The 23,765-nt window shown below is 54.1% G+C and carries 13 protein-coding genes; 7 read left to right on the forward strand and 6 right to left on the reverse strand.

Translation table 11 applies throughout. The annotated features are described in order from the left end of the window. Window positions 1–50: 50 nt before the first annotated feature. Genes ACAW75_RS00120 through ACAW75_RS00135 form a run of 4 tightly spaced genes read right to left on the reverse strand, consistent with a single transcriptional unit; the run spans window position 51 to window position 6,915 of the window. The gene (locus tag ACAW75_RS00120; protein WP_370726621.1) at window positions 51–2,951 is read right to left on the reverse strand and encodes a glycosyl hydrolase 115 family protein; all 2,901 of its coding nucleotides are present in this window, start codon (window positions 2,949–2,951) and stop codon (window positions 51–53) included. A 7-nt stretch (window positions 2,952–2,958) separates the two neighbouring features. Then, window positions 2,959–4,611 (reverse strand): GH35 family beta-galactosidase, encoded by a 1,653-nt coding sequence (locus ACAW75_RS00125; protein WP_370726622.1) that lies wholly within the window; start codon window positions 4,609–4,611, stop codon window positions 2,959–2,961. 54 nt (window positions 4,612–4,665) lie between these two features. Beyond that, complete coding sequence (locus ACAW75_RS00130; RefSeq protein WP_370726623.1) at window positions 4,666–5,943, reverse strand: mandelate racemase/muconate lactonizing enzyme family protein; 1,278 nt, start codon at window positions 5,941–5,943, stop codon at window positions 4,666–4,668. A gap of 27 nt (window positions 5,944–5,970) precedes the next feature. Then, the gene (locus tag ACAW75_RS00135) at window positions 5,971–6,915 is read right to left on the reverse strand and encodes an RraA family protein (protein WP_370726624.1); all 945 of its coding nucleotides are present in this window, start codon (window positions 6,913–6,915) and stop codon (window positions 5,971–5,973) included. A gap of 233 nt (window positions 6,916–7,148) precedes the next feature. Here ACAW75_RS00135 and ACAW75_RS00140 point away from each other — a divergent pair, with 233 nt between their 5' ends. Beyond that, the gene (locus tag ACAW75_RS00140; RefSeq protein ID WP_370726625.1) at window positions 7,149–7,541 is read left to right on the forward strand and encodes a hypothetical protein; all 393 of its coding nucleotides are present in this window, start codon (window positions 7,149–7,151) and stop codon (window positions 7,539–7,541) included. 108 nt (window positions 7,542–7,649) lie between these two features. Here the strand turns inward: ACAW75_RS00140 and ACAW75_RS00145 are convergent, their stop codons facing one another. Together ACAW75_RS00145 and ACAW75_RS00150 are read right to left on the reverse strand one after the other, a co-directional pair. Then, the gene (locus ACAW75_RS00145) at window positions 7,650–9,464 is read right to left on the reverse strand and encodes a RagB/SusD family nutrient uptake outer membrane protein (RefSeq protein ID WP_370726626.1); all 1,815 of its coding nucleotides are present in this window, start codon (window positions 9,462–9,464) and stop codon (window positions 7,650–7,652) included. A gap of 14 nt (window positions 9,465–9,478) precedes the next feature. Further along, the gene (locus ACAW75_RS00150) at window positions 9,479–12,697 is read right to left on the reverse strand and encodes a SusC/RagA family TonB-linked outer membrane protein (RefSeq protein WP_370726627.1); all 3,219 of its coding nucleotides are present in this window, start codon (window positions 12,695–12,697) and stop codon (window positions 9,479–9,481) included. 387 nt (window positions 12,698–13,084) lie between these two features. Here ACAW75_RS00150 and ACAW75_RS00155 point away from each other — a divergent pair, with 387 nt between their 5' ends. The 6 genes from ACAW75_RS00155 (at window position 13,085) to ACAW75_RS00180 (ending at window position 23,212) form a co-directional block, all read left to right on the forward strand. Next, on the forward strand, window positions 13,085–14,113 hold the full coding sequence (locus tag ACAW75_RS00155; RefSeq protein ID WP_370726628.1) for a LacI family DNA-binding transcriptional regulator: 1,029 nt from the start codon (window positions 13,085–13,087) through the stop codon (window positions 14,111–14,113). A 438-nt stretch (window positions 14,114–14,551) separates the two neighbouring features. Then, complete coding sequence (locus ACAW75_RS00160) at window positions 14,552–15,199, forward strand: response regulator (RefSeq protein ID WP_370726629.1); 648 nt, start codon at window positions 14,552–14,554, stop codon at window positions 15,197–15,199. 32 nt (window positions 15,200–15,231) lie between these two features. Continuing rightward, entirely contained in the window at window positions 15,232–16,983 is a 1,752-nt protein-coding gene (locus tag ACAW75_RS00165; RefSeq protein ID WP_370726630.1) for a tetratricopeptide repeat-containing sensor histidine kinase, read from the forward strand. Between the two features lie 101 nt (window positions 16,984–17,084). Further along, complete coding sequence (locus tag ACAW75_RS00170; protein ID WP_370726631.1) at window positions 17,085–20,312, forward strand: SusC/RagA family TonB-linked outer membrane protein; 3,228 nt, start codon at window positions 17,085–17,087, stop codon at window positions 20,310–20,312. A 124-nt stretch (window positions 20,313–20,436) separates the two neighbouring features. Further along, window positions 20,437–22,008, forward strand: coding sequence for a RagB/SusD family nutrient uptake outer membrane protein (locus ACAW75_RS00175; RefSeq protein ID WP_370726632.1), 1,572 nt, complete (start codon window positions 20,437–20,439; stop codon window positions 22,006–22,008). Between the two features lie 115 nt (window positions 22,009–22,123). Continuing rightward, window positions 22,124–23,212, forward strand: coding sequence for an IPT/TIG domain-containing protein (locus ACAW75_RS00180; RefSeq protein ID WP_370726633.1), 1,089 nt, complete (start codon window positions 22,124–22,126; stop codon window positions 23,210–23,212). Window positions 23,213–23,765: the final 553 nt, after the last annotated feature.

Genomic DNA, 23,765 nt, shown 5'->3' on the forward strand with positions numbered 1-23,765 from the left:
GATTTAGACGGTTCGTTTAACCGGATGATGAGTTCGTTTAGAAGAAAGATCTACCTGTGAAAACTTTCGGGTGGGCCGAGGTAACTGGGTTTGACCACACCCCGGCTGATGACCAGTTTCTGAATCACCACCGCCGGATCGACCAGCCAGATTTTCAGGGTATGTACCCCAGCTTTTGCCAGTTTATGCTGCGACAGCACGATACGAATGTTGTCGGCCACCGATTTTTCCCACCGTTTGTCGGTCTCGTTCGCGTGAATGTTGATCACCTGCGGCATTTCATCGTCGAACGAAATGGCGTAGCGGAGGCCTTTGTTGTCGTTGAAATTGAGCGAGGGCGACAGGTACGTCTGCACCTGCACGGTGCCGCTGTCGGCCAGATACACAGCGTACTCGAGCCGGGGCGACGTGCCGGAAGGGGTCTCGACACTGGGCGTTGTGACCGGCGCAATGGTCATGCCGGCAGCGGTGCGGCCAATATCGGGAATCAGTTGCCATTTCACCGAGGCCGTTTCAACCACCCGGCTGGGGTGTTCGGCTTCGATAGAAATGTATCCGTTGCTCTCGACAAATCCTTTCACCTCGGCTGGTTTCGGTGAGGCCGGGTTATTGACCGTTGCCTGCACCACTACGCGTTTACCATCTGATCCGCTGATCGTAAGCTGGGTACGTTGCTGGCCGATGGGTACGTTCTTCCAGTCGACGCTCACCAGCAGGCGGGTTTCTTTGGTAACGGTTCCGGTTGGCACGCTAATTTTCAACCAGGGAACGTCAGCCTGCGCCGTGTATGTAAACGGAGCCTGCCCCCGGTTAAACACATCGATGTAGTAGGTCTGCCGGTTATACGGATCGAACGTGGGTAAAACGGCTGCCCCCGACGTACCTGCGCTCGCTTCATCTGCCATGGCAGCGCCCGGCCACCACCCTTCGGATCCTTCGATGGCCACGCCCATGTCCGCGTTGGCGGGCAGGTCGATGGTTTTCACGTCCGGCATTTTGTTCTTCTCGGGTTGCTGCCAGTAGGTGTAGCCGATGTGGGTCTGGTCCATCATGTGGCTCCATTTGCCCCCTGCCAGCGTGTCATTGTAGAAACGGGAAATCTGCGCGTCTTTGTCGAACAGTTGTTTCACGCGGTCGGCGCGGTCGTTGGTGGCAGCGCGGCCCTGTTTGGCGTACCACTGGTTCTGCCCGGCGGCCACATACAGATCGTTCAGCGTGGCGCAGGCTTTCACCGGATGCAACACCAGTTGGAAATAGGCATCCTGATAGGCGGCGGGCAGTTGCTTGCCAATCTGTTCCGCTTCGGCCAGCAGCTTGTTATAGTCGGCCACCACGGTTTCGGCCTCGTGGTAGTTGGTCAGGCTGTAGGTTGTGGGGGCTAGCAGTTCAGGTTTCCGGCGGGCGTTGTATTTCGTGTATTTCGCCAGTACATCAGCAATGGCGGCGGCATGTTTAGGGCCGAACTGTTTTTCGGCCCAAAGCCGGGTGTATTCATCAAGTTTCGCAGCGGGCCACTTGGCCGGGTTCCAGGCGTAATCGAGGAAGAACTCGATAGGAAATTCCATCGGTTTGATATCGCCCACATTCACGATCCAGATGCGGTCAACGCCGTGTTCATAGGCCAGGTGCATCTGCTCCCAGGTACGGGCAATCGGGTTGGTATTCAACCATTTATAGTTACGTGGTCCACCCACATAATCGAAGTGGTAGTAGATACCGTAGCCGCCCGTCCGCTTCGGTGCGCCAATAGCGGGAAGCTTACGCAGGTTGCCCCAGTTATCGTCGCAGAGCAGCAGCGTCACATCGTCGGGCACGCGCATGCCTTTGTCGTAATAGTCCTGCACCTCTTTGTACAACGCCCAAAGCTGGGGCGTGGCGGCGGCGTCTTTCCCCGTCACTTCGGTCAGGATTTTGCGCTGATCGGCCACAATTTGCTCCAGCAGCGCGGTATTGCTTTCGCGGCTCATCGGCGCATCGCCATCCCCCCGCATGCCCACGCTGACAATGCTTTCGTAGCTGCCCATCCGCTGAACACCCGTCCGCCAGAAGTCACGGAGGGCCGCGTCGTTTTTCTGGTAATTCCAGGCTTGCCCTTTGTTGTAGCGTCGCCACTCGTCGTGGGCCCGCATCATGGGCTCGTGGTGCGTTGTGCCGATCACCACGCCGTATTCGTCGGCCAGTTTCGGGTTCAGGGAGTCATCATCGTAAAAGGCGTTGCCCCACATGGCCGGCCAGAGGTAATTGCCTTTCATGCGAAGAATCAGCTCGAAGACGTGCTCGTAGAAAGCGTGGTTGACCCCGCCAAATTTCGCCTTCGTCCAGCCCGAGAGCGCGGGCGCTTCATCATTGATGAAAATACCCCGGTACTTCACGGCGGGCGTTCCCTGCGTATGCCGACCGGGCAATACATACAGTGCCGACTGCGGTTGTACAGGTACGTCGGCCCACCAGTTCCAGGGCGACACGCCGATTTGCGCTGACAGATCATAAATACCGAAAATAGTGCCGCGTTTGTCGCTACCGGCAATGACCAGCGCCCGCTCAACTCCGGGAAATGGCTTGTCCACGGTCTGCGTCACGAAGGTTTCCCACTTCCCGGAAAGGTCGGCCACGTTCAGCTTTCTGGCCTTCACCAACTGGTCGATCAGGGGGCTTTTCCCCAACGTACCTACCAGCACGATTTCTTTTTCTCCCTGGGTCGTTTCCGTCAGCACTGTCGGCTCAATGCCGGTAACTTTTTTAATGTCAGCCTGAAGGTTTTTCAGCGCCCGCGTTACACCCGCAAAATCAGCGCTACTGGCAACGAGTGACGTAGCTTTCCCCGCCGCAACGAGCGCAAAACGCCCTGTCCCTTTCTGACCCGACACATAAGCATCAGGGTCGATAGCGACCGCCGGGGTAAGAATGGCCAGACCTGCCGCAAGCAGCAGAAGACGAGTGATGAGTAGCATAGTTGAGTTATTTATACCGGTATAACTTGAGTTTCTGGATACTAAACTCGTCGACAGGAATGCGCAGGTGTCGTCCCTGATGATCCTGATCACCGTTCATCCGTCGACCGGCTACCCATTGCCCGTTGACGTATTTTCCTTCATCGATCCGGGCAATACCGGCAACGGGTGCGGCCGGGTCGTCGGATAAAAACGTGATGACCACGCCCGTTCCGGCTACGGTAAATTCGTTGGAGGCGGTCTGGATAATGAGCGCACCCGTCATGGGCCATTCCTCGTCTTTTGCTTTCGGCGACCAGCCCAGCGTATAGTCATGCTTACAGATAAACGTGTAGCCACCCATCCGAATGGTATCAGTGGCCGTTTTCCTGTCGAACAGCATGCCGTTCATCGTTTTTGACTCCTGCTGCGCCAGCACAAGCGGACTTAACTGGGTCAGCAGGTCATAGCTGCGGGCAATGGGCTGCTCGGCCGGTTTATCCGTCGATTCGATAGAGAACGGCGAAAAACCCAGGGCTCCGTAATGGCCAACGGCATAAAACGCTTTGGCCGCCACGGTGGCATCGAACTTGATTTCGGGAATGAACAACGGGTTATCGGCGCGGGTATACTGGTCGTTCCAAAGCTTAAAATCGGGATTATAAAAATCGGGCGACAGGAAATCGAGGGCAGGCGCACCGGCTTTCCAGACGTCGATGGTGTGGGGTAGCGGGCCACCACTGGGGTAATCGCCGGGTTTTACGTTGGGCCGATTCAGGGCCGCATTGACAAACATTGGCAGTGGGTATTGGGCTTTCCCGGCTTCGGCGATCCGGTTAGCATACTGCGCGAAATACCAGGCAATAAACAGCTCGTCGGTGGCCAGGCTCTTGCCGAAAAGGGCTTCCCAATTACCCGCCGTCTTTGATCCATTGGCTTGCCAGGCAGTCTGCAAAGCCGGGGCCAGCGATGCTTTGTGCGCCTCCAGGTACGTGATCAGCGGCTTGGGCACCGCCTGCTGAAAGGCCGTGTTCGCGGCGGGCGAATAGTCGCGGGCGTCGGGCAGCATACCGATCTCGTTTTCCACCTGAACCATGATGACCGTCTGGTCGCGCTCATCGATAGCCCGTATATGCCGCATCAGGGCCACGAACGCTTTCCGGTCGGCTTCCAGGTTTTCCGGGGCAAACGGCGTGAGAATTTCCTGTCCTCTACCCGTCTTGTTCTGCACGCGGGGGAAACGTTTCGTGTCTGTTTTCACCCACTCAGGTACGTAGCACGACATGCTGTTTTTCCAGGCGCCAAACCACAGCAGCACCAGCTTCATGTTATGCTGGCGGGCATCGGCAATCAGCGAATCGATCAGCCCAAACGAGAACTGTCCTTCCTGCGGCTCCAGCAGTTCCCAGTAAATCGGGAGCAGCACCGTGTTGACGTGCATTTGCGCGAGCTTCGGCCAGACCGGTTTCATGTACGCCCTATCCGACGCACTCGAATTACCCAGCTCGCCGCCCACCATCAGAAATGGTTTTCCCTTCACGATCAGCCGGGTGAACGTACCCCGTTTTTGCAGATGCGGCAGCGCAACGGTGGTATCAGCCAGCCCAGGTTCCGACCCGGCGGCAAGGATTGGCACGGATAGTACACAGGCCAACAAACCAACAAACAGCCTTACTCTCATGGGTAATCGTTAAAACTTACGGTTGCTTTCGCGCTGTGCGGCTTCGCGAAAGCTTCACACAAAAAACGGCACGCCTTTCGGGGCGTATTTCCGCATCCCTTCTTCGTTAATTTCTACGCCGATACCAGGTTTATTCGACAAGGGAATGAACCCTTTTTCTACCATTGGCCCATCGAAGGTGACGATCTCCTTGAACATGGGCTCTTCGTGGAAATAGATCTGCCACTCCAGGATTAGGAAGTTGGGCACCGACGCGCACACGTGGCTTGAGGCCATTGCGCCCAGGTACGAGGCTACCATGTGCGGCGCAAACGGTACGTAATACAGGTTGGCCAGGTTGGCAATACGCTGACCTTCGCCCAGGCCGCCCGCCTTCTGCAAGTCGGGCATAATGATGTCGACGGCCCCAATCTCAAGCAGCTTCCGGAATCCGTGGGCCAGGTAATGGTTTTCGCCCGCGCAGATTGGCGTGTTCGAGGCTTCGCGAATCTGCTTGTAGGCTTCGGCATTTTCGGCGGGAATGGGTTCTTCCAGGAACAGCAGGTTCAGCGGCTCCATCATCTTCGCCACGCGTCGACCAGTGGTCATATCGTAGCGGCCGTGCATATCCACGCAAATGTCGACCTTCGGACCAACGGCTTTCCGAACACCGGCAATCTGGTTGTACATCCGCTCCAGCTCACCCTGGCTGGCGGTCCAGTTGTAGGCGTCGTATTTGTTCGGATCATTCCGCTCGTCGATGTCGTATTTCACAGCATTGAACCCCATATCGACCGCTTTTTTGGCGCTCTTGCCAAACGCATCCGGGCTGGTGTCGGTCTCGCGGTAGGCACCCGTGTCGCAGTACACCCGCACTTTATCGCGGTATTTGCCACCCAATAGCTGATACACCGGCAGGCCGAGCGCTTTGCCGGTCAGATCCCACAACGCCGTTTCAATGGCCGACAGCACGGAGATGTAGATGCCAGCCTGCGCACCCTCGAAAAAACCCGATTTACGCACATCTTCAAACAACCGGTTCACGTTCAGCGGGCTTTTACCCTTGATGCGTTCGGCCATCAGTTTCACGAGGTGATACGTACCCACCGACGCGTCGACGGCCTCGCCACAGCCCCAGATGCCCTGGTTGGTGTGGACTTTCACGAACAGGCTATGCCCGTTGCGGGTGTAGCCGCACTTGATATCCGTGATTTTCAGGTCAGACGGGGCCGAAGACAGGGGGGCGCGGTGAACGGCCGTTTCCAGGCCTTCGCCGAAGGTTGAGAGTGAGGTAGCGGCCAACGCACTGGCGATGGCACTTTTAGTCAGGAAGGAGCGACGGGACGTGGTCATGATCGTAGCAGGTTTAGGTGAGTCGAATTACCAGGTACGTGTTTTCAGGTAGTCCTGAATCTGCTCTTTGGGCACGGGCAGTTCGCTGACGTGGTCGTTGAGCCACTTCGAAAAGTCCTTCTCGATCTCATCCGACCAGCGGGTGTCGATCTGGCCGGGCGTGTATTTCTGCTCCCGTAACCGCAGGTGGCCGAACATATCCCGCAGCCGGACGATCTCCGACGTTTTCACGACTTTCTCGGCCAGGTGGGGCGGAATGAACGAAACCGCCCCGTCGCGACCCAGCACAATATCACCGGGCATAACCAGCACTTTACCAATACGCGTTGGCTTGTTGATCCCGATCAGCACGGTGTTCAGATCACCGGGCGGGTTATGGTGCGACGGGTGATAGCTCCGGAAATACGACGTAAATCCGCCAATCTCTTTTAACCCGGCCACATCGCGGACGGCGCCTTCGTAGATGATTCCGTTGCCGGTTTTGGCGTAGATCGAATTACCCAGGTTATCGCCGATGGTGGGGCCATCCTCGTGCATCCCGTACTGGTCCACCACGTAAACGTCGCCTTTCACGAGCAGATCAATTGGCCAAGAGTTCTGCCCTTTCACGCGCCCATCCTTGTCGTGGCCTTTCTGGTCGATCACCTTGTGTATGTCGGGGCGACCGGGCATAAAACAGGCCGTAACGGCGCGGCCCACCAGTACGCTGTCTGGGTTGATCGTTTGCCAGCCTTCGGCATATTGGTATTTGTAATTCTCGCCTTTCATCACCGCCCAGGCTTCTTCATGCGTGACGAGCCGCATGCGTTTGAGCAATGCATCGGGCACTTTCGGACGCCCATCGGCAAACCGTTCGCCCTTCCACTCAGGGGTTAGAAAAAGCATCTCCTCGCGGGAAATCTGCTGGCCTACTGACACTGCTGCCTGGCCAAGCAGGCACAGTAGTACGGCTATGACGACTGTCAGCTTCATGGAAAATAGAGATTGGTTTAGGAGTTGTAGTAAGCTCGAACACAAGGATTTCGCTCCGCAATTCTACCCATTTTCAACCGATTGCATATCAACACCACCACACGGTCATCAGGCCTCGCTGCCAGTACACGCTGCTATCATTTGTTGTCATCCACTGTGCCGCGAGAATGACTACTCAATGACAATGAATGACCGTTTCTCTGAGGCCCTTCATGCCTCTGCGTCATCGCTGCATGAACCGATCTCCTGGTACAACCGGCGTTGAACAGGAGCGGGTAAGCATTTTTTTGATTGATCACGATTCAGCTGTCGGTATCATGACACCGCAGATCGAAACAACCAGCCCATTGAGCCGCCGGTACGTATTTGTATATCACTGCCTGAACTATCGTAGCCTGCACGCTCAGCCTGGTTTTGCGCTGCTCCGGGTTATGTTCGCTGATGAACAGTTCGGTGGCGGGGGCAGCGGCCTACTGGAATGCTTCCAATGCCCGGCTGCGACCCATGGCGACCAGCCTATCGGTCTCGTCGTAGTGCTGCTTCGTAGTAGCCTATGTCACGAAACGGCACAGACCCACCGCACTTGCCTGAGCGACAGCGACTTTTCCCCATCGGCCATCTTTTGACCTGATCAGAAAGGCGATGCAGCTCCGGTAAAGTCCGGTGAGTTACCCAGCAAAGCGAACGACGCCCCAAAGACAGAGGCGTCGTTCGTTTCACGTGTGTAACCTTGATTAATAGCCAGGGTTTTGCGGGAACTTAGGCCCATCGACCACCCGATCAATTTGCGATTGAGGGATTGGTCGCAGCATATTGAACTCCTGTACATACGGAGCCGCTTCTGCATTCCAGGCTTTTACGCGCCGAACCAGTGAGCGGGTACGTACCAGATCAAGCCACCGTTGCCATTCGCCGAAGAACTCACGGCTACGCTCATCCAGGATAAAGTCCACAGTCACATCGGCGGGCGTAATGGTCATGGCGGCTACAGCGGCAGCATTCTGAGCCGCCGTGTTTGTTTTGCGGAACGCCGCCCGCTGACGCACCACATTGATCATCGCTGCTGCTTTGGTGGCATCGCCTGCCTTCAGGTACGCTTCGGCTCCCGTCATGTAAACGTCGGAGAAACGGTATAGCACAACCGGGCGGGTCGATGGGTCATTGAAGTTGGCCCCCCGGCTGGGGTCCATAAACTTTTTCAGGCCGGGATAGATCGCGTTGTTCCACAGGCTGGGCGGTACCACAATCCCTTTGAAGGGCCGCGTACCGACAAACTGGGGCGCACCAGCCACCTCGACATCGGGGAACCAAACGGCGGTATCCTGGCCCGCTACGGTTGTGTAGCCAATTCCCCGGCTGTTGTTGGCGGCCGTAGGCGTGTTGGTAGCAGACGTATTGGCGATATAGGCAGTGAAGAACGAATTGACAAACCGTGAATCAACATCGCGTTTTACGAATGCCTGATCCAGGAAGTAGTTCTTGCCTGCATTGTCGCCGGTTTTTACCTTATCGCTGTTGGGGCGCATCCGGATGAACGGCCGACCGTAGAACGAATCGCGGATCATGCTCGATGGACCGGCAAATGACAGAGTTCCGGCCGCTGTTTTAAACGCATTGATCGTGCTGTTCGTCGGGTAGTTCCATTGCGTAAACCAGGGTGTCAGGTTTTGGGCTGCCCCACCGGCAGCAGCACCACCCACCGTATAATACCCATATTTGGGGTCGGCCACGTGGTCGCTGACAAACATCGTTTCTTTACCGTAATCGTTGGCGGGCACAAACGCATCGCCGTAATCCTGCCATAAATCGAGTCCGTATGATGCTTTATTGGCAATGATGGCATCACAAATAGCGGCCGCCTGCGCAAAATCAGCGGCGGTATTGTTCAACCAGCCACGAGTCAGGTACGCCTTGGCCAATAGCAGTTGGGCGGTAGCCTTAGTGGCCGCTTTACCCAGAAACGGAGCCGTAGGCTGGTTGGGCAGATCGGCAGCCGCTTCGGTCAGGTCCTTGATGATCTGCTCATACACCTGTGCTACCGGCTGGCGCGAATCGGCCTGCGAAGGCACCGTGATAAAGGTCGTGTGCAGCGGCACATCGCCGAAGGTCTGTACCAGGTAGAAGTACCAGAAGCCGCGCAGAAACTTGGCTTGCGCCAGATACTGTTTCCGGGTAGCATCGGGCAAATCGACCGTTTGGCCATACTGCAATACGCCATTCAGGGTATTGATATCCTGAAACGCTACGTTCCAGGCAGCCCCGAAATTACTACCGTTCAGGCCATTATACGTGTAAGCAACACCGCCGCCGGAACTCGCCCCCTGGATAAATTCATCGGTTCCCGCCTGCATCTCCACGGTGAACCCCTCAGTACCCCAATCCGACCGGATGTCGTTGTATACGCCGGCGATACCGCCCAGGACACCCGACGGGCTATTGAAATACGTAGGAACAACCTGCGATTGCGGATGCTCCTCTAATATGTCTTTACAGCCTGTGCCAGACAAGGCGATCAGACCAATGATTAACCCAACTTTTATCGTTCTCATGAGCGTGTTGACAATTAGAATTTAAGATTTACGCCAAACGTGAACTGCCGCACAGGCGGGTTATTCATGTTTACGACAATCTGACGGGCGGCGGCTCCCGAGTCGCTGGCCCCTTGTGCCGTTACCGTTCCTCCGTTAGACCCTGGCGTACCAGCGTACCCGTTTCCTTCCGGGTCGATGGCCAGCTTGGCGCTCACCAGCGGCGAATACAGGATCAGCGGATTGGTCGCGTTGATATAAACCCGGGCCGAGTTCATCCCGATTTTCCGGGCTAACTGGCTGGGTACGTTGTAGCCGAAGTTGATGCTCCTGATCTTGACGAACGAGCCGTCGTAATACCCCAGCGTTGAGGCATAGTTGGCTACCGAATTGTTGGCATCCGGTGCCGGGAAGGCGTTGGTCGGGTTCGTTTCCGTCCAGTAATCCACTTTCACCTGGTTTACGCGGCCCTGGTTGAAGAAAGGGAAACCGCCCGCACCACCCGCGTTGCCGGTGAGGTAAGGCACGACCACCTTCATCCCCATCCGGGCAAACGTAACAATAGACAGGTCAAAGCCTTTATAGCTGAATCGGTTGGTGATACCACCCTCCCATTTAGGCTGGAAATTGCCCAGAATCTGCCGGTCGCTCGGGTCTATCTTCCCATCGCCATTCAGGTCTTCAATCCGGATTTGACCCGGATATTGAACCGGCGACGTCTGCTTGGCCAGCGTACCGTTTTCTTTATCGGCCGTTTGCCAGATACCGATTTTCCGGTAGTCGTAGATAACGCTCAAGGGTTGGCCCACAAACCAGCCTGCGCCAATATTAGATTGCTCGGTGGGAGTGGTGAGTTGCGTAATTTTTTCCCGGTTAAAGAAGAAAACCGCATCGATGCTCCAGTTAAAGCCTTTTTGTTTCCGAATCGCATCAACAGTCAACGACACTTCCATGCCTTTCCCTTCCGTTTTGCCCAGGTTTTTCAGCGTAGAACCGGCCCCGTTACTAGCCGGCAGCGGTACAGACAGCAGAATGTCTTTCGTTTGCTGGTTGTAATAATCGACGCTACCCGTGATGCGGTTGTTGAACAAGCCGAAATCAAGTCCAATGTCTACCTGTGCGGTCGATTGCCAGCCCAAATTGGTAGCGGGCAAACTGGTGACGGTATAGGCCAGTTGCTGACCGGCGGTACCCAGACCAAAATTGTAATACCCTGCCGATAAAGCGCCCAAGGTGGCGTAGGGGCTTACGTTTCGGTTACCCGAAATACCGAAACCACCTCTTAGCTTCAGCGTATTAATAGCCGGAACACCTTTCACGAAATTCTCTTCGGCAATGTTCCAGCCCAGGCCCACCGCCGGGTAGTTGAAATACTGGTTACCTGGCGACAGCGTCGACGAACCGTCCCGACGCATCGTCAGCGTAAGCAGGTACTTGTCAGCATAGCTATAGTTTACCCGACCCATGTAGGAGATCAACCCCTGTTCTGAGAAGAACTGCTGGGTCGGATCGGCCACTGGTGTGCCACTGGCCAGCCCGAAGTTGGCATTGGCAATGTAATCGGCAGGTACGCCCGTTACGCTGAAATTACTGCCCACCGAGTGATCTTTCACCACTTCAAACAAGCCTGTGAAGCCAATTTTGTGCTTGCCAACCGTTTTGTCGTAATACAGCAGGTGCTGTAGATCGTAGTTCCAGGTCTCCGTATTGCTGATATTGGCGTTGGATGACGACTGCACCGTAGCCGTATTCACGTACGTCAACGGACCGCTATACCCATTGCCCGAATTCTGGCTGTAGTTTAACCCCGCATTGAACCGGTACCGAAGTCCATCGATAATGTTTACCTCGGCATAAAGGCTGTTGAAAGTCCGAAGGTTACGCGAGCGAGCCAGTATAGAGCTACTTTTCGTAAGCAACGTCAGCGGGCTGATCGTAGCGGCATCGATAGAGCCAATGGCTGGCGTCAGATTCAGGGTGCCGTCTGCATTATACGGTGAAGCTAAGGGAGTTAGCCGCACCAGGCCTGATGGAACGCCGCCCCCACCGGGCGTATTCGTATAGGTCAACGTGTTCAGGGTGTTGAGCCCGACTTTTACCCGATTACCTATCCGCTGATCGATGGTTGCCCGAATGTTATACCGGCTGAAGTCCTGGTTAGGAATAATACCCTGTTCCCGGAAATAGCCTGCGTTCATACCATACTGTGTCGTTTCGGTACCGCCCTGTAGCCCGAGCTGATGGTTGGTGGTGAAGCCTTTCTGGTAGATCAGGTCCTGCCAATCGGTAGATACGCCAGCGGCCAGTGCGTCTTTCTCCGGCTGCGTCAGCGGGTAAGACGTAGTGCCTGCTGAGGAGCGGTTGTAGGTGGCCGCATCCGTTTTAAACTGGGCGTATTCGGCCCCGTTGAATACAGGGTACTTGCCCATGATCGACGTAACGCTCTGATACCCATCATAGCTGATGACGGGCTTCCCGGTTTTGCCGCGCTTGGTGGTCACCAGCAGTACCCCACCGGCACCCCGCGACCCGTAAATGGCGGTAGCCGAGGCGTCTTTCAGGATTTCGATGTTGGCAATATCATCGGGGTTAAGGTCATTCAGCCCGCTATAGGGTATGCCATCCACTACCACCAGCGGACCATCCAGCGCGTCGGCTCCGCTTTGGCTGGTTGTCAGCGTGCGGTTCCCCCTGATCCTGATCTGGCCCTGCGAACCCGGCGTTGACCCGTTGCTGACAATAGTGACCCCGGCCGCCCGGCCTTTCAGCTGATTCACCAGGTTGGGCGCAGGTACCTCCTTCAAGGTCGCTTCACTGACGGAAGCTACAGCGCCGGTTATGTCGCTTTTGCGTTGGGTACCATACCCTACCACCACTACCTCGTTCAGTGACTTGATGTCGGCAGCCATGGTCACATCCACCGTTGAGCGGCCATTGGTAGGCACTTCCTGCGACGTATAACCAATAAATGAGAAAACCAGCGTTCCGCCGCTGGCAGGTACGTTGACCGAATAGCGCCCGCTGGGATCCGTTACATTACCGATCTGTGTTCCTTTCAGAACAACCGATACGCCGGGCAATGCACTCCCATTTTCGTCGATCACCTGACCACGCACCGGTGCTGTTGACTGAGCCTGGCTCATCAGCAGAGTACCGAAGCCAAGTAGCCCTGTAATGAACAAGTGTCTGACCCATAGCAGCGGGAGCATAGCCATCCGCTGTTTAGTCCTGTTTCCGTATAAAGATGTTCTCATCCTGTGTGAAGAGATAAAGTGTATAAAAGCGAAGTAGGCAGAATAAGTAGGCAAGGAGTGAGCTTGTTACAGATCAAGTGCAAATATTTTATGAAAAAATCAAATTAACAACCGATTGCATAATTTTTGGTCTGTATAATTTCATTTTATCTCGGTCAAATCCATTTTTCCAGAGAAAGAGCTAGGGTTTACCCTAAGTAAACTGCAATTTCTTGCCTACTTTATACATAATTCTCATATATTTACTCAAAAAATAAATTTCAGGTTAAAATAAGCTTGGCTATATCGGTACGATCTATGCAAGCGATTTCATTAAATAGTAGTAAAAGCTACCGACAACGAAAGCTTTTGTAATTTGTCTAAAACGGGAGGCGTAACGCGCAAACAATGGAGAAAGAAGTTACTATTTATGATATCGCGAAACGGTTGAACTATTCGCCGGCAACAGTCAGTCGGGCACTTAATGACCACCCCGCCATTAAGCTGGACACCAAAGACATTATCACGTCGACAGCCCGTGAAATGGGCTATCGGTCCAACACGTTTGCCAGTAATCTGCGTCGGCAACGTACCAATACCATTGGCGTCATTGTACCCCGCCTAAACAGCAACTTTGTGTCGTGCGTCCTGGCGGGTATGGAAAAGGTGGCTAACGAAGCGGGTTACAACCTGATTATCAGCCAGTCACTGGAATCTGTAACCAAAGAAAAGGCCAATGCGCTGACCATGTTCAACAGCCGCGTTGATGGCCTGCTGGTATCGGTAGCCTACGATACAGACGATATTGAGCATTTCAACACGTTCACCAAAAAGGGAATACCTGTGCTCTTCTTCGACCGGGTCATCACCAACGCCCGGTCAACAAGCATCGTCATTGACAACGCCAAAGCAGGCTATGAAGCCACGGCGCACCTGCTGAAACTGGGTCGCCAGCGAATTATGCACGTAACCGGCAACCTGAAACGGAATGTATATGCCGACCGATTGAAAGGCTACAAACTAGCGCTGGCCGATTATAACATTCCATTCGATGACAGCCTGGTACAGGTTACCGATTTAAGTCAGGAAGTGGGTGTAGAAATTGCCCGACAGATCACCCAGCTGCCGGTACGCCCAGACGGTGTCTTTGTCACCAATGACCTATGCGCCGTTAGCTGCATGACCACCCTGAAACAGTCAGGTCTGTTGATTCCAGATGATGTGGCTATGGTTGGCTTCAATAATGATCCTGTCTCTCAGGTAGTTAACCCGGCCCTGACAACGATTCATTATCCCGGTCGTGAAATGGGTGAGGTAGCAGCCAAGAGCCTGATCAATCACCTGAATGGCGTCATGGACATCGAGGCTACGAACACGATCATTCTCCGGTCCGAACTACTCATCAGGGGCTCATCGCAGAAGCAGGCAAGCCTGTAATCAGGTTGGTCTGTTAAGAACCCCCTAATAAACCAACGTAGTTGTTTCGCTTGGGTGCCGCTTTGCCCGATGAAGCCAGTAGAGCGGCTGGCCAATACGCCACATAATCAGTAGGATAAATATATTTTTAATGGAGAAAACAGTTAAAACGCTGTTTAAAGGACATTTTGGCCTTTTTTTGTAACTAGAATCATATAGGGTTTTCCCTAAATTTTATAAAAGTTGGGTTTTCACTATTCTATCTTGTTCTCGCTAAGTCCTAATTTTGCTAAACAAAGTTCTATTTATACCGTTGCTCTACCTCCTATCTGATTAGAATAAGTATCGCTTAGTCACTACAAAACGTGCGATTCAATTACTGGCAGGTTACTCTTCACCTTTTGTGCATCAACCGGTACCCAATTCCCCTTCTCTTTTATTTAGACACAAACAGTATACATGATACGGGTACTCATTGCAGACGATCATAACGTCTTCGTTGAAGGCATTGAATCGCTTATATCCGGTTCATCCGAGATTGAGGTGACGCAACGCTGCTATACGGTGGCGTCTGTGCTGGAGTCATTGAAGCAAACCCCAATTGATGTCGTACTGCTCGACATCTCTTTTCCCTTAATCGACGACGGCCTCGGGCTCTGTGAACATATTACCAGAACGTACCCGCAGACCAAAGTCATTGCCCTGACCATGCACGATGATGCCAGCCTCATCAAACGGGTTGTGAAAAAAGGCGCGAAAGGCTACCTCCTTAAGAATACGACCAAAAGTGAACTGCTCCAGGCTATTCGGACGGTACACAGCGAGAAACAATATTTTAACGAGTCGATCATGCACATCCTGCTGAACGATGAGCCCCGCGTCAGAAAGTCAACTGCGGGTGTGGGACTCAGGCCTAATTTAACGCCTCGCGAATCGGAAGTACTAACGCTGATATCACACGGCCTGACCACGCAACAGATGGCTAACCAATTGTTTGTCAGCGCCAAAGCCGTTGAATTTCACCGGAGTAGCCTGCTCATGAAATTCGGCGTCCCCAACACGGCGTTACTGATCAAAACCGCTATGGAAATGCAATGTATTGATTAGTGTTTCGTCAAAACAAAATGACGTGTCGATAGATGAAATTTTTCGCGCTCGTGCTGCTGATTTTTGGATGTAGCGGTTTGTTCCAGCAAGCCAGCGCGAAAGCGGACAGCCTGACCGTTGAGCGGGTAAGGAAAGAAATAAAGCAATTGCAGGCCGAAAAGAATTATGGGGCTGTTGCCAAAGCGTATGAACAGTTAGGGCAGCTTTACCATCAGCAATACGGGTATAATAAGCACACCATGGAGGCGTATTTCAACAGCATGAAATACTATAACCTGGTGGGTGATTCACTAGGCTATTACAACGTGCATATTACCATCGGCAATTACTACACGCAGGACTATTTCATGCAGTCGTATGCAGAACAGTACCTTAGGCGGGCAATGGGTTATTTCGACCGCACAGCCAATAAACCAAAGGTGATTGAATGCCGGTTAGGTATTGCTAACATCGACGAAAAAAAAGAACCGATTTCTAAAGACCTGATCACACAGCTACGGGAAACTGAAGCGATGTGCGTCAAGTACAACCAATCCTATTTTCAGACCTACGCGCTCAATCTGCTGGCCGATACGTACCTGCGCCTGAAACGTCCCGACTCGGCACAATACTTCGCTACCAGAAGCCTTTCCATGTCTAAAGACCTGAAAATCAGCTGGCTTATTTCGCTTAATTACTTTTACCTGGGTATAGTTGAGCAATTCAAGAATCGGCACGATAAGGCCATTGCCTTTTATCAGAAAAGCTACGCCATTGCCGAAGCAGAAAAAAATATTTCTACCCTACGCGAGCTATCGAAGCACACGGCTGATAGTTACTCGCATCTGGAAGATTACAAGAACGCCTATTTAGCTTCGCTGAAGACGCTGGACTTTACGAACCAATTTTATTATTCACAACAAACCAAAAGTATTCGACTACAGGAACTCGACAGTCAGATAAAAACATTGGCGGTTGAAAAACAACTGGCCGAAGAACAAAGCCGTCACCAGCGTATCATTAATTCAACCTTGATTTCCATTTCGCTCATTAGTGTACTGGGCTTTGTCGCGCTTGTTTTTCTTCGTCGGCAACAGAAATTAATTGCCCATCAGCAATCGGTTATTGCCCATCAGCAAATTCGGCAGCTGGAACTGAAATCGTTGCAGGCGATGATCGAAGGGCAGGAAGGCGAACGAAGCCGCATTGCCCGCGATCTGCACGATGGACTGGGCATTCAGCTGTCGCGCATCAAATTATTTGTAGAAGCCCATCAGGAACAATTACCCGTTTCTGTAAAAGACCCATTGAACCAGTTTCTGGATGAAGCCTGTACTGAAACCCGGCTTATTTCCAATAACCTACGCCCCTATGCGCTCTCAACGTTTGGCCTGATTCCGGCCATTGAAGACCTGATTCAAAAGCTGAACCTGGTGAATGAAACTGAGCTGACGCTCGAACATTACGGCGAAATTCCCCCGCTGGTCGATGAAGCCTCGGTGATGTTGTATCGCGTGGTGCAGGAATTGCTGAACAACGCCCTCAAACATGCCCAGGCCCACACCATTACCATCCAGATCATGGCGAACGATGAATCGCTGCTGGTCAGCGTCGATGACGACGGACAGGGTGGTGATTTTTCGGATGCGCCATCGCAAGGCAATGGTATTGCCAACATCAAATCCCGCATTGCCTACCTGGGCGGGCAGGTCATGTGGCAGAGTACCGCTGAACGGGGCACCTCTGTCATGATCTCGCTCCCAATGGCCAAACTGGTCAAACCTGCTGCACTTATCACCGCCTGAAATGCCCGACAACCAATGGTTCAGTCTTTGACATCCTTTTACACTTGCCTTCTATTTACTCAATCATACATCCATTAATTAGTACAACCAATTATACTCATATGCTAAAACATGTGCTTTCAGGGGCCGTACTGTTGAGCAGCTGGCTAACCGTCAGTGCTCAGGAGCGAACGACCGTAAGACCGGCCATCGACAAAAAATCGGTCGTGCTGGCATCGATAAAAGAGGCGAAGCGAGGCGTCACTAGCTTCGCAGACACCAAGGGTCTGATCAAAGGCACTGTCTCTGACGAAAAGGGGAACGGGCTGCCAGGAGCCACCGTCTCAGTGAAAGGCACCCAGCTGGGTACGACCACCGATGCGAACGGTGCTTTCTCGATCAACGTACCTACCGGCAGCAAAACGCTGGTGATCTCGTTTATCGGCATGACCACGCAGGAGGTAGAGATCGGTACACGCACCACGCTGAACATTACGCTCCAGAACACGGGGCAGGCACTCGATGAGGTGGTGGTGATCGGTTACGGTACGCAGAAACGGGCCGACGTGACGTCGTCGATTACGACGGTGAAGGCGGCAGATCTGAAAGATATTCCTGCCGCCGGTATCGACCAGTTATTGCAGGGTAAAGCCGCCGGGGTAACGGTTACCAGCAATGGTGGCCAGCCGGGTGGTGGCGTGTCGGTGAAAGTGCGGGGCGTAACCTCGATCAACAGCAATGACCCGCTGTTCGTGATCGATGGCGTGCCGTTCGTGGGTGGCAACACCTCGTCAAACACTGGCTACGCTGGTCTGGGTGGTGGCGACGGACAAACCGGCAACTCGGTGATGGCCATGCTGAACCCGAACGATATCGAATCGATCGACGTGCTGAAAGACGCTTCGGCGCAGGCTATCTACGGATCGCAGGCGGCCAACGGCGTGATCCTGGTCACGACGAAGAAAGGCAAACAGGGCGAAGGCAAGATCAACTACGAGATGTACACGGGTGTGTCGCAAGTAGCCCGTCGCCTCGACCTGATGGATCTGCGTTCATTTGCCCGCTATCAGAACGCCGTGTTGCCCATCATTGGTAACCCGGTTTCAGATGAGTTCAAGAATCCTGACCTGCTCGGCACGGGTACCGACTGGCAGGAGGCGATGTTCCAGCACGGCAAGATCAACAACCATCAGTTGAGCTTCTCGGGCGGTCAGAACAAAACGACCTACTATCTGTCGTTGAACTACTTCGACAATACGGGTATTCTGCTCGGTTCTGATTTCAAACGCTACTCGTCGCGCTTCAGCCTCGATACGCAACTGAAAAGCTGGGCCAAAGTGGGTATCAGCGCCAACGTATCGCGCAGCATCCAGAACGTATCCCTGGCCGATGCCGCCGAAGGAACCATCTGGTGGGGTGCGTCGACCAGCCCACTGACGCCGATCAAGAACATCGACGGCACCTGGGGCGGTGGCCAAACGGTTGGTGGCGTACAGTACTACGGCTCTAACCTGGTTGGTAACAGCCAGTTCCGGGGCAATACCAAAACGACCAACAACATTTTCGGTAGCCTGTATGCCGAACTGCAACTGGCCAAAGGGTTGACCCTGCGCAACGACCTGTCGTACTCGCTGGGCCAGGATAACAACATTGCCTACCAGAAAGCCGGTAACGTGGGCAGCACGTCGTTCCGCAGCAAGCTGATCGACGGGCGGTCTGACAGCTACTACTGGTCGCTGACCAACTACCTGAATTACAACCTTTATAAGGGCAAACACGGTATTCAGGCCACGTTGGGTCACCAGGCGCAGAACTCGTATTACCAGAGCATCTCGGGCACGAAAGTGGATTTGCAGGCCAACATTTTTGACCTCAGCACCGGTAGCGCCGACCAGACAACCTGGGGCCTGAACGGTGGTAAGGGGCAGTGGGCTATGGAATCGTATTTCGCCCGCGCCAACTACACCTTCGATGAGAAATACTCGCTGTCGGCCAGTATCCGGACGGATGGTTCGTCGAACTTCGGGCCAAACAACCGTTGGGGTGTATTCCCCGGTGTGTCGGCCGGCTGGACGGTCTCGAACGAGACGTTCATGAAAGGCGCGGTGGCCAATGTGCTGAGCTTTACCAAACTGCGCGTTGGTTATGGCGTTGTGGGTAACCAGAACTTCCCCGGCGGTGCCCCAAACCCGGCGTATGTAGGCGCGGTAACGTTCTTCTCAGGACCAGTTGGTTTCGGTTCGTCGAACATGATCAACGGCATTCCGAACCCGAACCTGAAATGGGAATCGGTGAAAACGGCCAACGTAGGTGTTGACCTGGGCTTCCTGGGCGGCCGCATCGACGCAACGATCGACGTGTACAAGAAAGTAACGTCCGATATGATCATCTTCCTGACCGGCCCGAACCTGATCGGTGTAGGCGACCAGTGGGACGATCTGAAAGCACCGCTGGGTAACGCTGGTCAGATGACCAACACGGGGGTCGATATCGGTATCACCACGACCAACATCAAGAAGGGTAATTTCAGCTGGAAGACGAACCTCGTTGTGACGCAGTTTACCAACACCTACGACAAAGCCGCTTCGGCTGCTTCAGCCCTCGACGGGAAGGTGTATTACAACAACTACCTGATCACGCACACCACGCCGGGCCGTCCGGTTGGTTCGTTCTGGGGGCTACAAACCGACGGTCTGTTCCGTACGCAAGCCGACCTCGATGCCAGCCTGCCGCAGTTTGGCTACAAGGTGAACCAGACTGAAACCTGGTTGGGCGATATCCGCTTCAAGGATCAGAACGGCGACAAGAAGATCGACGCGTCGGACTACACGTTTATCGGTAGCCCACTGCCCAAGTTCACCTATGGCTTCACCAACACGCTGAACTACGGTGATTTCGACTTCTCGGTGTTCCTGCAAGGTAGCCAGGGGGCCAAGGCATTCAACTTCCTGCGCTGGCAGCTGGAGGGCATGAACAACGCCTACACCAACCAGATGAACACGGTGAACGACCGCTACACGGCCGAAAACCCGAACGGATCGCTGCCCCGCTTCACGAACACCAACAAGAACAACACGGCCATGTCGGACCGGTACGTGGAAGATGCGTCGTACATGCGGATTCAGAACATCTCGATCGGCTACCGCCTGCCTAAGGCACTGTTGAGCCGCGTTAAAATTCAGAACCTGCGCATCTACGGTACCGTGCAGAACCTGAAGACCTTCACGAAATACTCGGGCTACGATCCAGAAATCGGCGCGTTCAACAACAGCATCAAGCTGATGAACGTCGACACCGGTCACTATCCGAACCCACGTACGTTCACGATCGGCGCGAATCTTCAATTTTAACAAAGACCCCACCCCCGGCCCCTCCCCTGAAAACAGGGGGGGAGACGCTCGGCCAAAAGCAGAGCATTGCCCCCCTCCCCTTGTTTAAGGGAGGGGCTGGGGGTGGGGTAAAGCTCAAAAAGACATGAAACGTAAACTCGTATATGCAGCCATGCTGGCTCCGGCTCTGTTCCTGACCAGTTGCAAAGAAACCTTCATTGAACGGCCTTCGCTGTCGGGTACCACCACCGGTAACTACTACAACAACGCCGACGAAGTGCGGGCCGCTACCAGCACCCTCTACAGCGGACTGCCCTGGCGGAACTACGAAAGCCGCGCACAGGATGCTATCGGCGATGTAATGGCCGGCAACATGTTCACCTACACCGACGTCGAATACCTGAACTTCTCGGTATCGTCGGCATCGGAGCGCATCGGCGCGTCGTGGGGGGCGTTCTACAAGATCATCGGCTATGCCAACGTGATGATCAAAACTTTTGAAGAGAAGAAAGCCGCCGGTGGCGACGCCTCGTATCTGGACCCTGCCATTGCCGAAGCCCACTACATCCGGGGTATGCTGTACTTCTTTATCGCCCGTACCTGGGGTGCCGCGCCGATCATTACCGATCCGGGTGCAACGGCGCTGTCGGGCAACTTCAACATCCCGCGCTATTTACAGAAAGATGTGCTGCGGTTTGCCTTGGAAGAAATGCAGGCGGCTGAGAAAGGGCTACCTGAGTCGGACGTACCTGGCCGGTTGACCAAGTATGTGGCCAAAGGCATGATGGCCAAACTGTACCTGTATCAGAAAGATTACGCCAACGCCAAAGCGAAAGCCGAGGAAGTGATCAACTCGGGTAGGTACACACTGGTGAGCGATTACCAGGGCATGTTCACGAAGTCGAGCATGAACAACAATGCCGAATCACTTTTCTCGATTCAGCACCAGTTTGCGCAGGATCCCTGGGGAACGGGCAACATCAAAAACCCGGATCGCGGGGCGGGTGCCCTGCGCACGGCCGAAGCGGATGCGTGGGAAATGTATGTGCCGTCGGTCGATATGTTGAAAGAATATGAGTTTGGTGATCTGCGCCGGAAATGGTCGGTGATGGAGCAAGGCTGGACTAACCCAAACTGGAAACCACAGCGCGCCAATGCCCCTGCCTACAACGCGTTTATGGCGAATGGGTTTAAATATGACACCCTACAGCCTGTAAACGACGGTGGTAGCCTGGCCCCAACCCGTGCCAACATTGTGAAGTATTTCGCTGGTCCGGGCAAAACGTTCGGTGGTGACCCGGTACTGGGTCAAAACTCAGGCAACAACGTGGTGCTGCTGCGCTACGCCGACATTCTGCTGATCTACGCTGAAGCAGTGCTGGGCGGGCAGGCGTCGACGTCGGATGCGAAGGCGCTGGACGCCCTGAACAAAGTACGGAGCCGCGCTGGTCTGCCTGCCAAATCGTCGATCACGAATAAAGATATCCTGCACGAGCGTCGGGTCGAGTTTGCGTTTGAAGGCGACTACTGGTACGATATTCAGCGGCAGGGCTATGCGGCTGCCAAGGCGATTATCGACAAGCAGGATCGGGGTACGAAAGCGTACTCGAACTTCATCACCAACTTCTCGGAAGATAAGATGTTCCTGCCTATCCCCGCTGGCGAGATCGTGCAGGACCCCGAGCTAGGTAAAGATCCCGTTCCGTATTACAAGTAGTTATTTGCTTCGCGTCGTTAGGTGGTCATTTGCTGTCATCATCAGCAAAAGGCAATGAATGACAACAAACGGCTACCTAATGACGCAAAGCAATTGACATTTAAACACCAAACCAATGAAATTCAACACTTTATATAGCGTAGCGAGCCTATCTGCCCTGACCCTGGCCACCGGGCTGACTATCAGCTCTTGCCAGAAAGATACCGATGGGCGTCCCCAAATCGGACCAGGCAACCCCGTTGCCACCAAAGTTATGCCCGACTCAGCCGCGGGCGGTACGCTGGTAACCCTGACCGGAACCGGCCTGGGCGACATTCGGACGATCATGTTCGAGAAGCAGAATGTACCGGCGGGCTTTCAGTCGACGCTGAATACCGATGGGGCTATTCTGTTTCGGGTACCTACCGAAGCAGCGGGCGGCAAGCAGAATATCATGCTCACCAACAGTGCCGGGCAAACGCTGACCGTACCCTTCAAAGTACTGGCGTTCCCGACCGTGACCACGATCTCGATGCTCGACTTCACGAAAGGCACCAAAGTAACCATCACCGGCAATAACCTCGATGATGTGACGTCGGTGGCCGTTGCTGATTCGGTCAAGGGCATTTCGGATGCGGCAACTATCGTGTCTAAATCGAAAAAGGAACTGGTCATCACCATGCCGGCGTCATCGCTGAACCGGGGTACGTTGGCCATTACCAACAGCACGGGCCGGATTCGCACCAAACAGGAGTTCACCAACATCGACAAGGCCTTCCCGATCTTCACCGATACCTACGGCGCTGGTTACCAGGACAACTCGTGGGGTGATGCCGGGGCTGTGTCAACGAAAGAAGCTGTATTTGGTACCGCTTCAGCCGCGAAAAACTACCAGAAAGGCAACTGGCACCTGATCGCCTTCGCCAACTGGGGTGGCGTGAAATACGATGCGTCGTATACGTACCTGACGGGCTGGATCAAAGGCGGATCGGTCGATTATCCGTTGTTCGTTACCACCGACGCCAGCAAAGCCGGGTTCGGCAACTTCGTTGATGCGAACCAGATCAATGTGAAAGCAGGCGTTTGGAACTACTTCAAAATCAAGCTATCCGACATGGACTTCTGGGCACCGGGTGCTAACATGCAGCAGATTGGCTTCCGCATCAAAGGGCCAGACAAACAGGATGAAGTGTTCTACTTCGATAACATCATGCTGGTGAAGTAACGGCTTTAGGTACGTTGCCGCTGGCAACTTAGCTATACGTGAAAAGAGCACCGGAGCAGTTCGGTGCTCTTTTTTTAGGTCTTGCTTCGGGTTAAGTCCTCTCCGTTGTCGCTTGCCTGTGGCGAGTGACCACTATCGACAGGGCCTCTGGCCCGGTGGTGGCTAATGAGACGGTCGTGAGGTTAACGTCTTGAACAGTTAACGAACGGGCCAGAGGCCCTGTCGTTGTCACTCGCCACAGGCAAGCGACAACGACAGGAAGCTCAGGTACGTTGATGACGACCTTGGGCGGGAGTGGTGCGCCACACCGGTGTCACCCTGAGCTTGTCGAAGGGCCAGGCGAGAGCAACCCGCACGCGCAGCAACGGTAAACAGCAAACTGGAAACAGTAAACAACCACCAACAACGGGGCTTAGGGTGACAAGCCCACCCAAGTTCGTCATTCACCTGCTGGATGTGTATTGTGCCCCTGAGCCTGTCGGGGATCGCGGCGGCGAACCGGCCTAGTCGAAGGGCCTGGAGCAAGAAAGCAACCTATAGCGCGAAGCAACTT

The organism is Fibrella arboris (genome assembly GCF_041321095.1).
In the GTDB taxonomy this organism is placed as follows: Bacteria; Bacteroidota; Bacteroidia; order Cytophagales; family Spirosomataceae; genus Fibrella; species Fibrella arboris.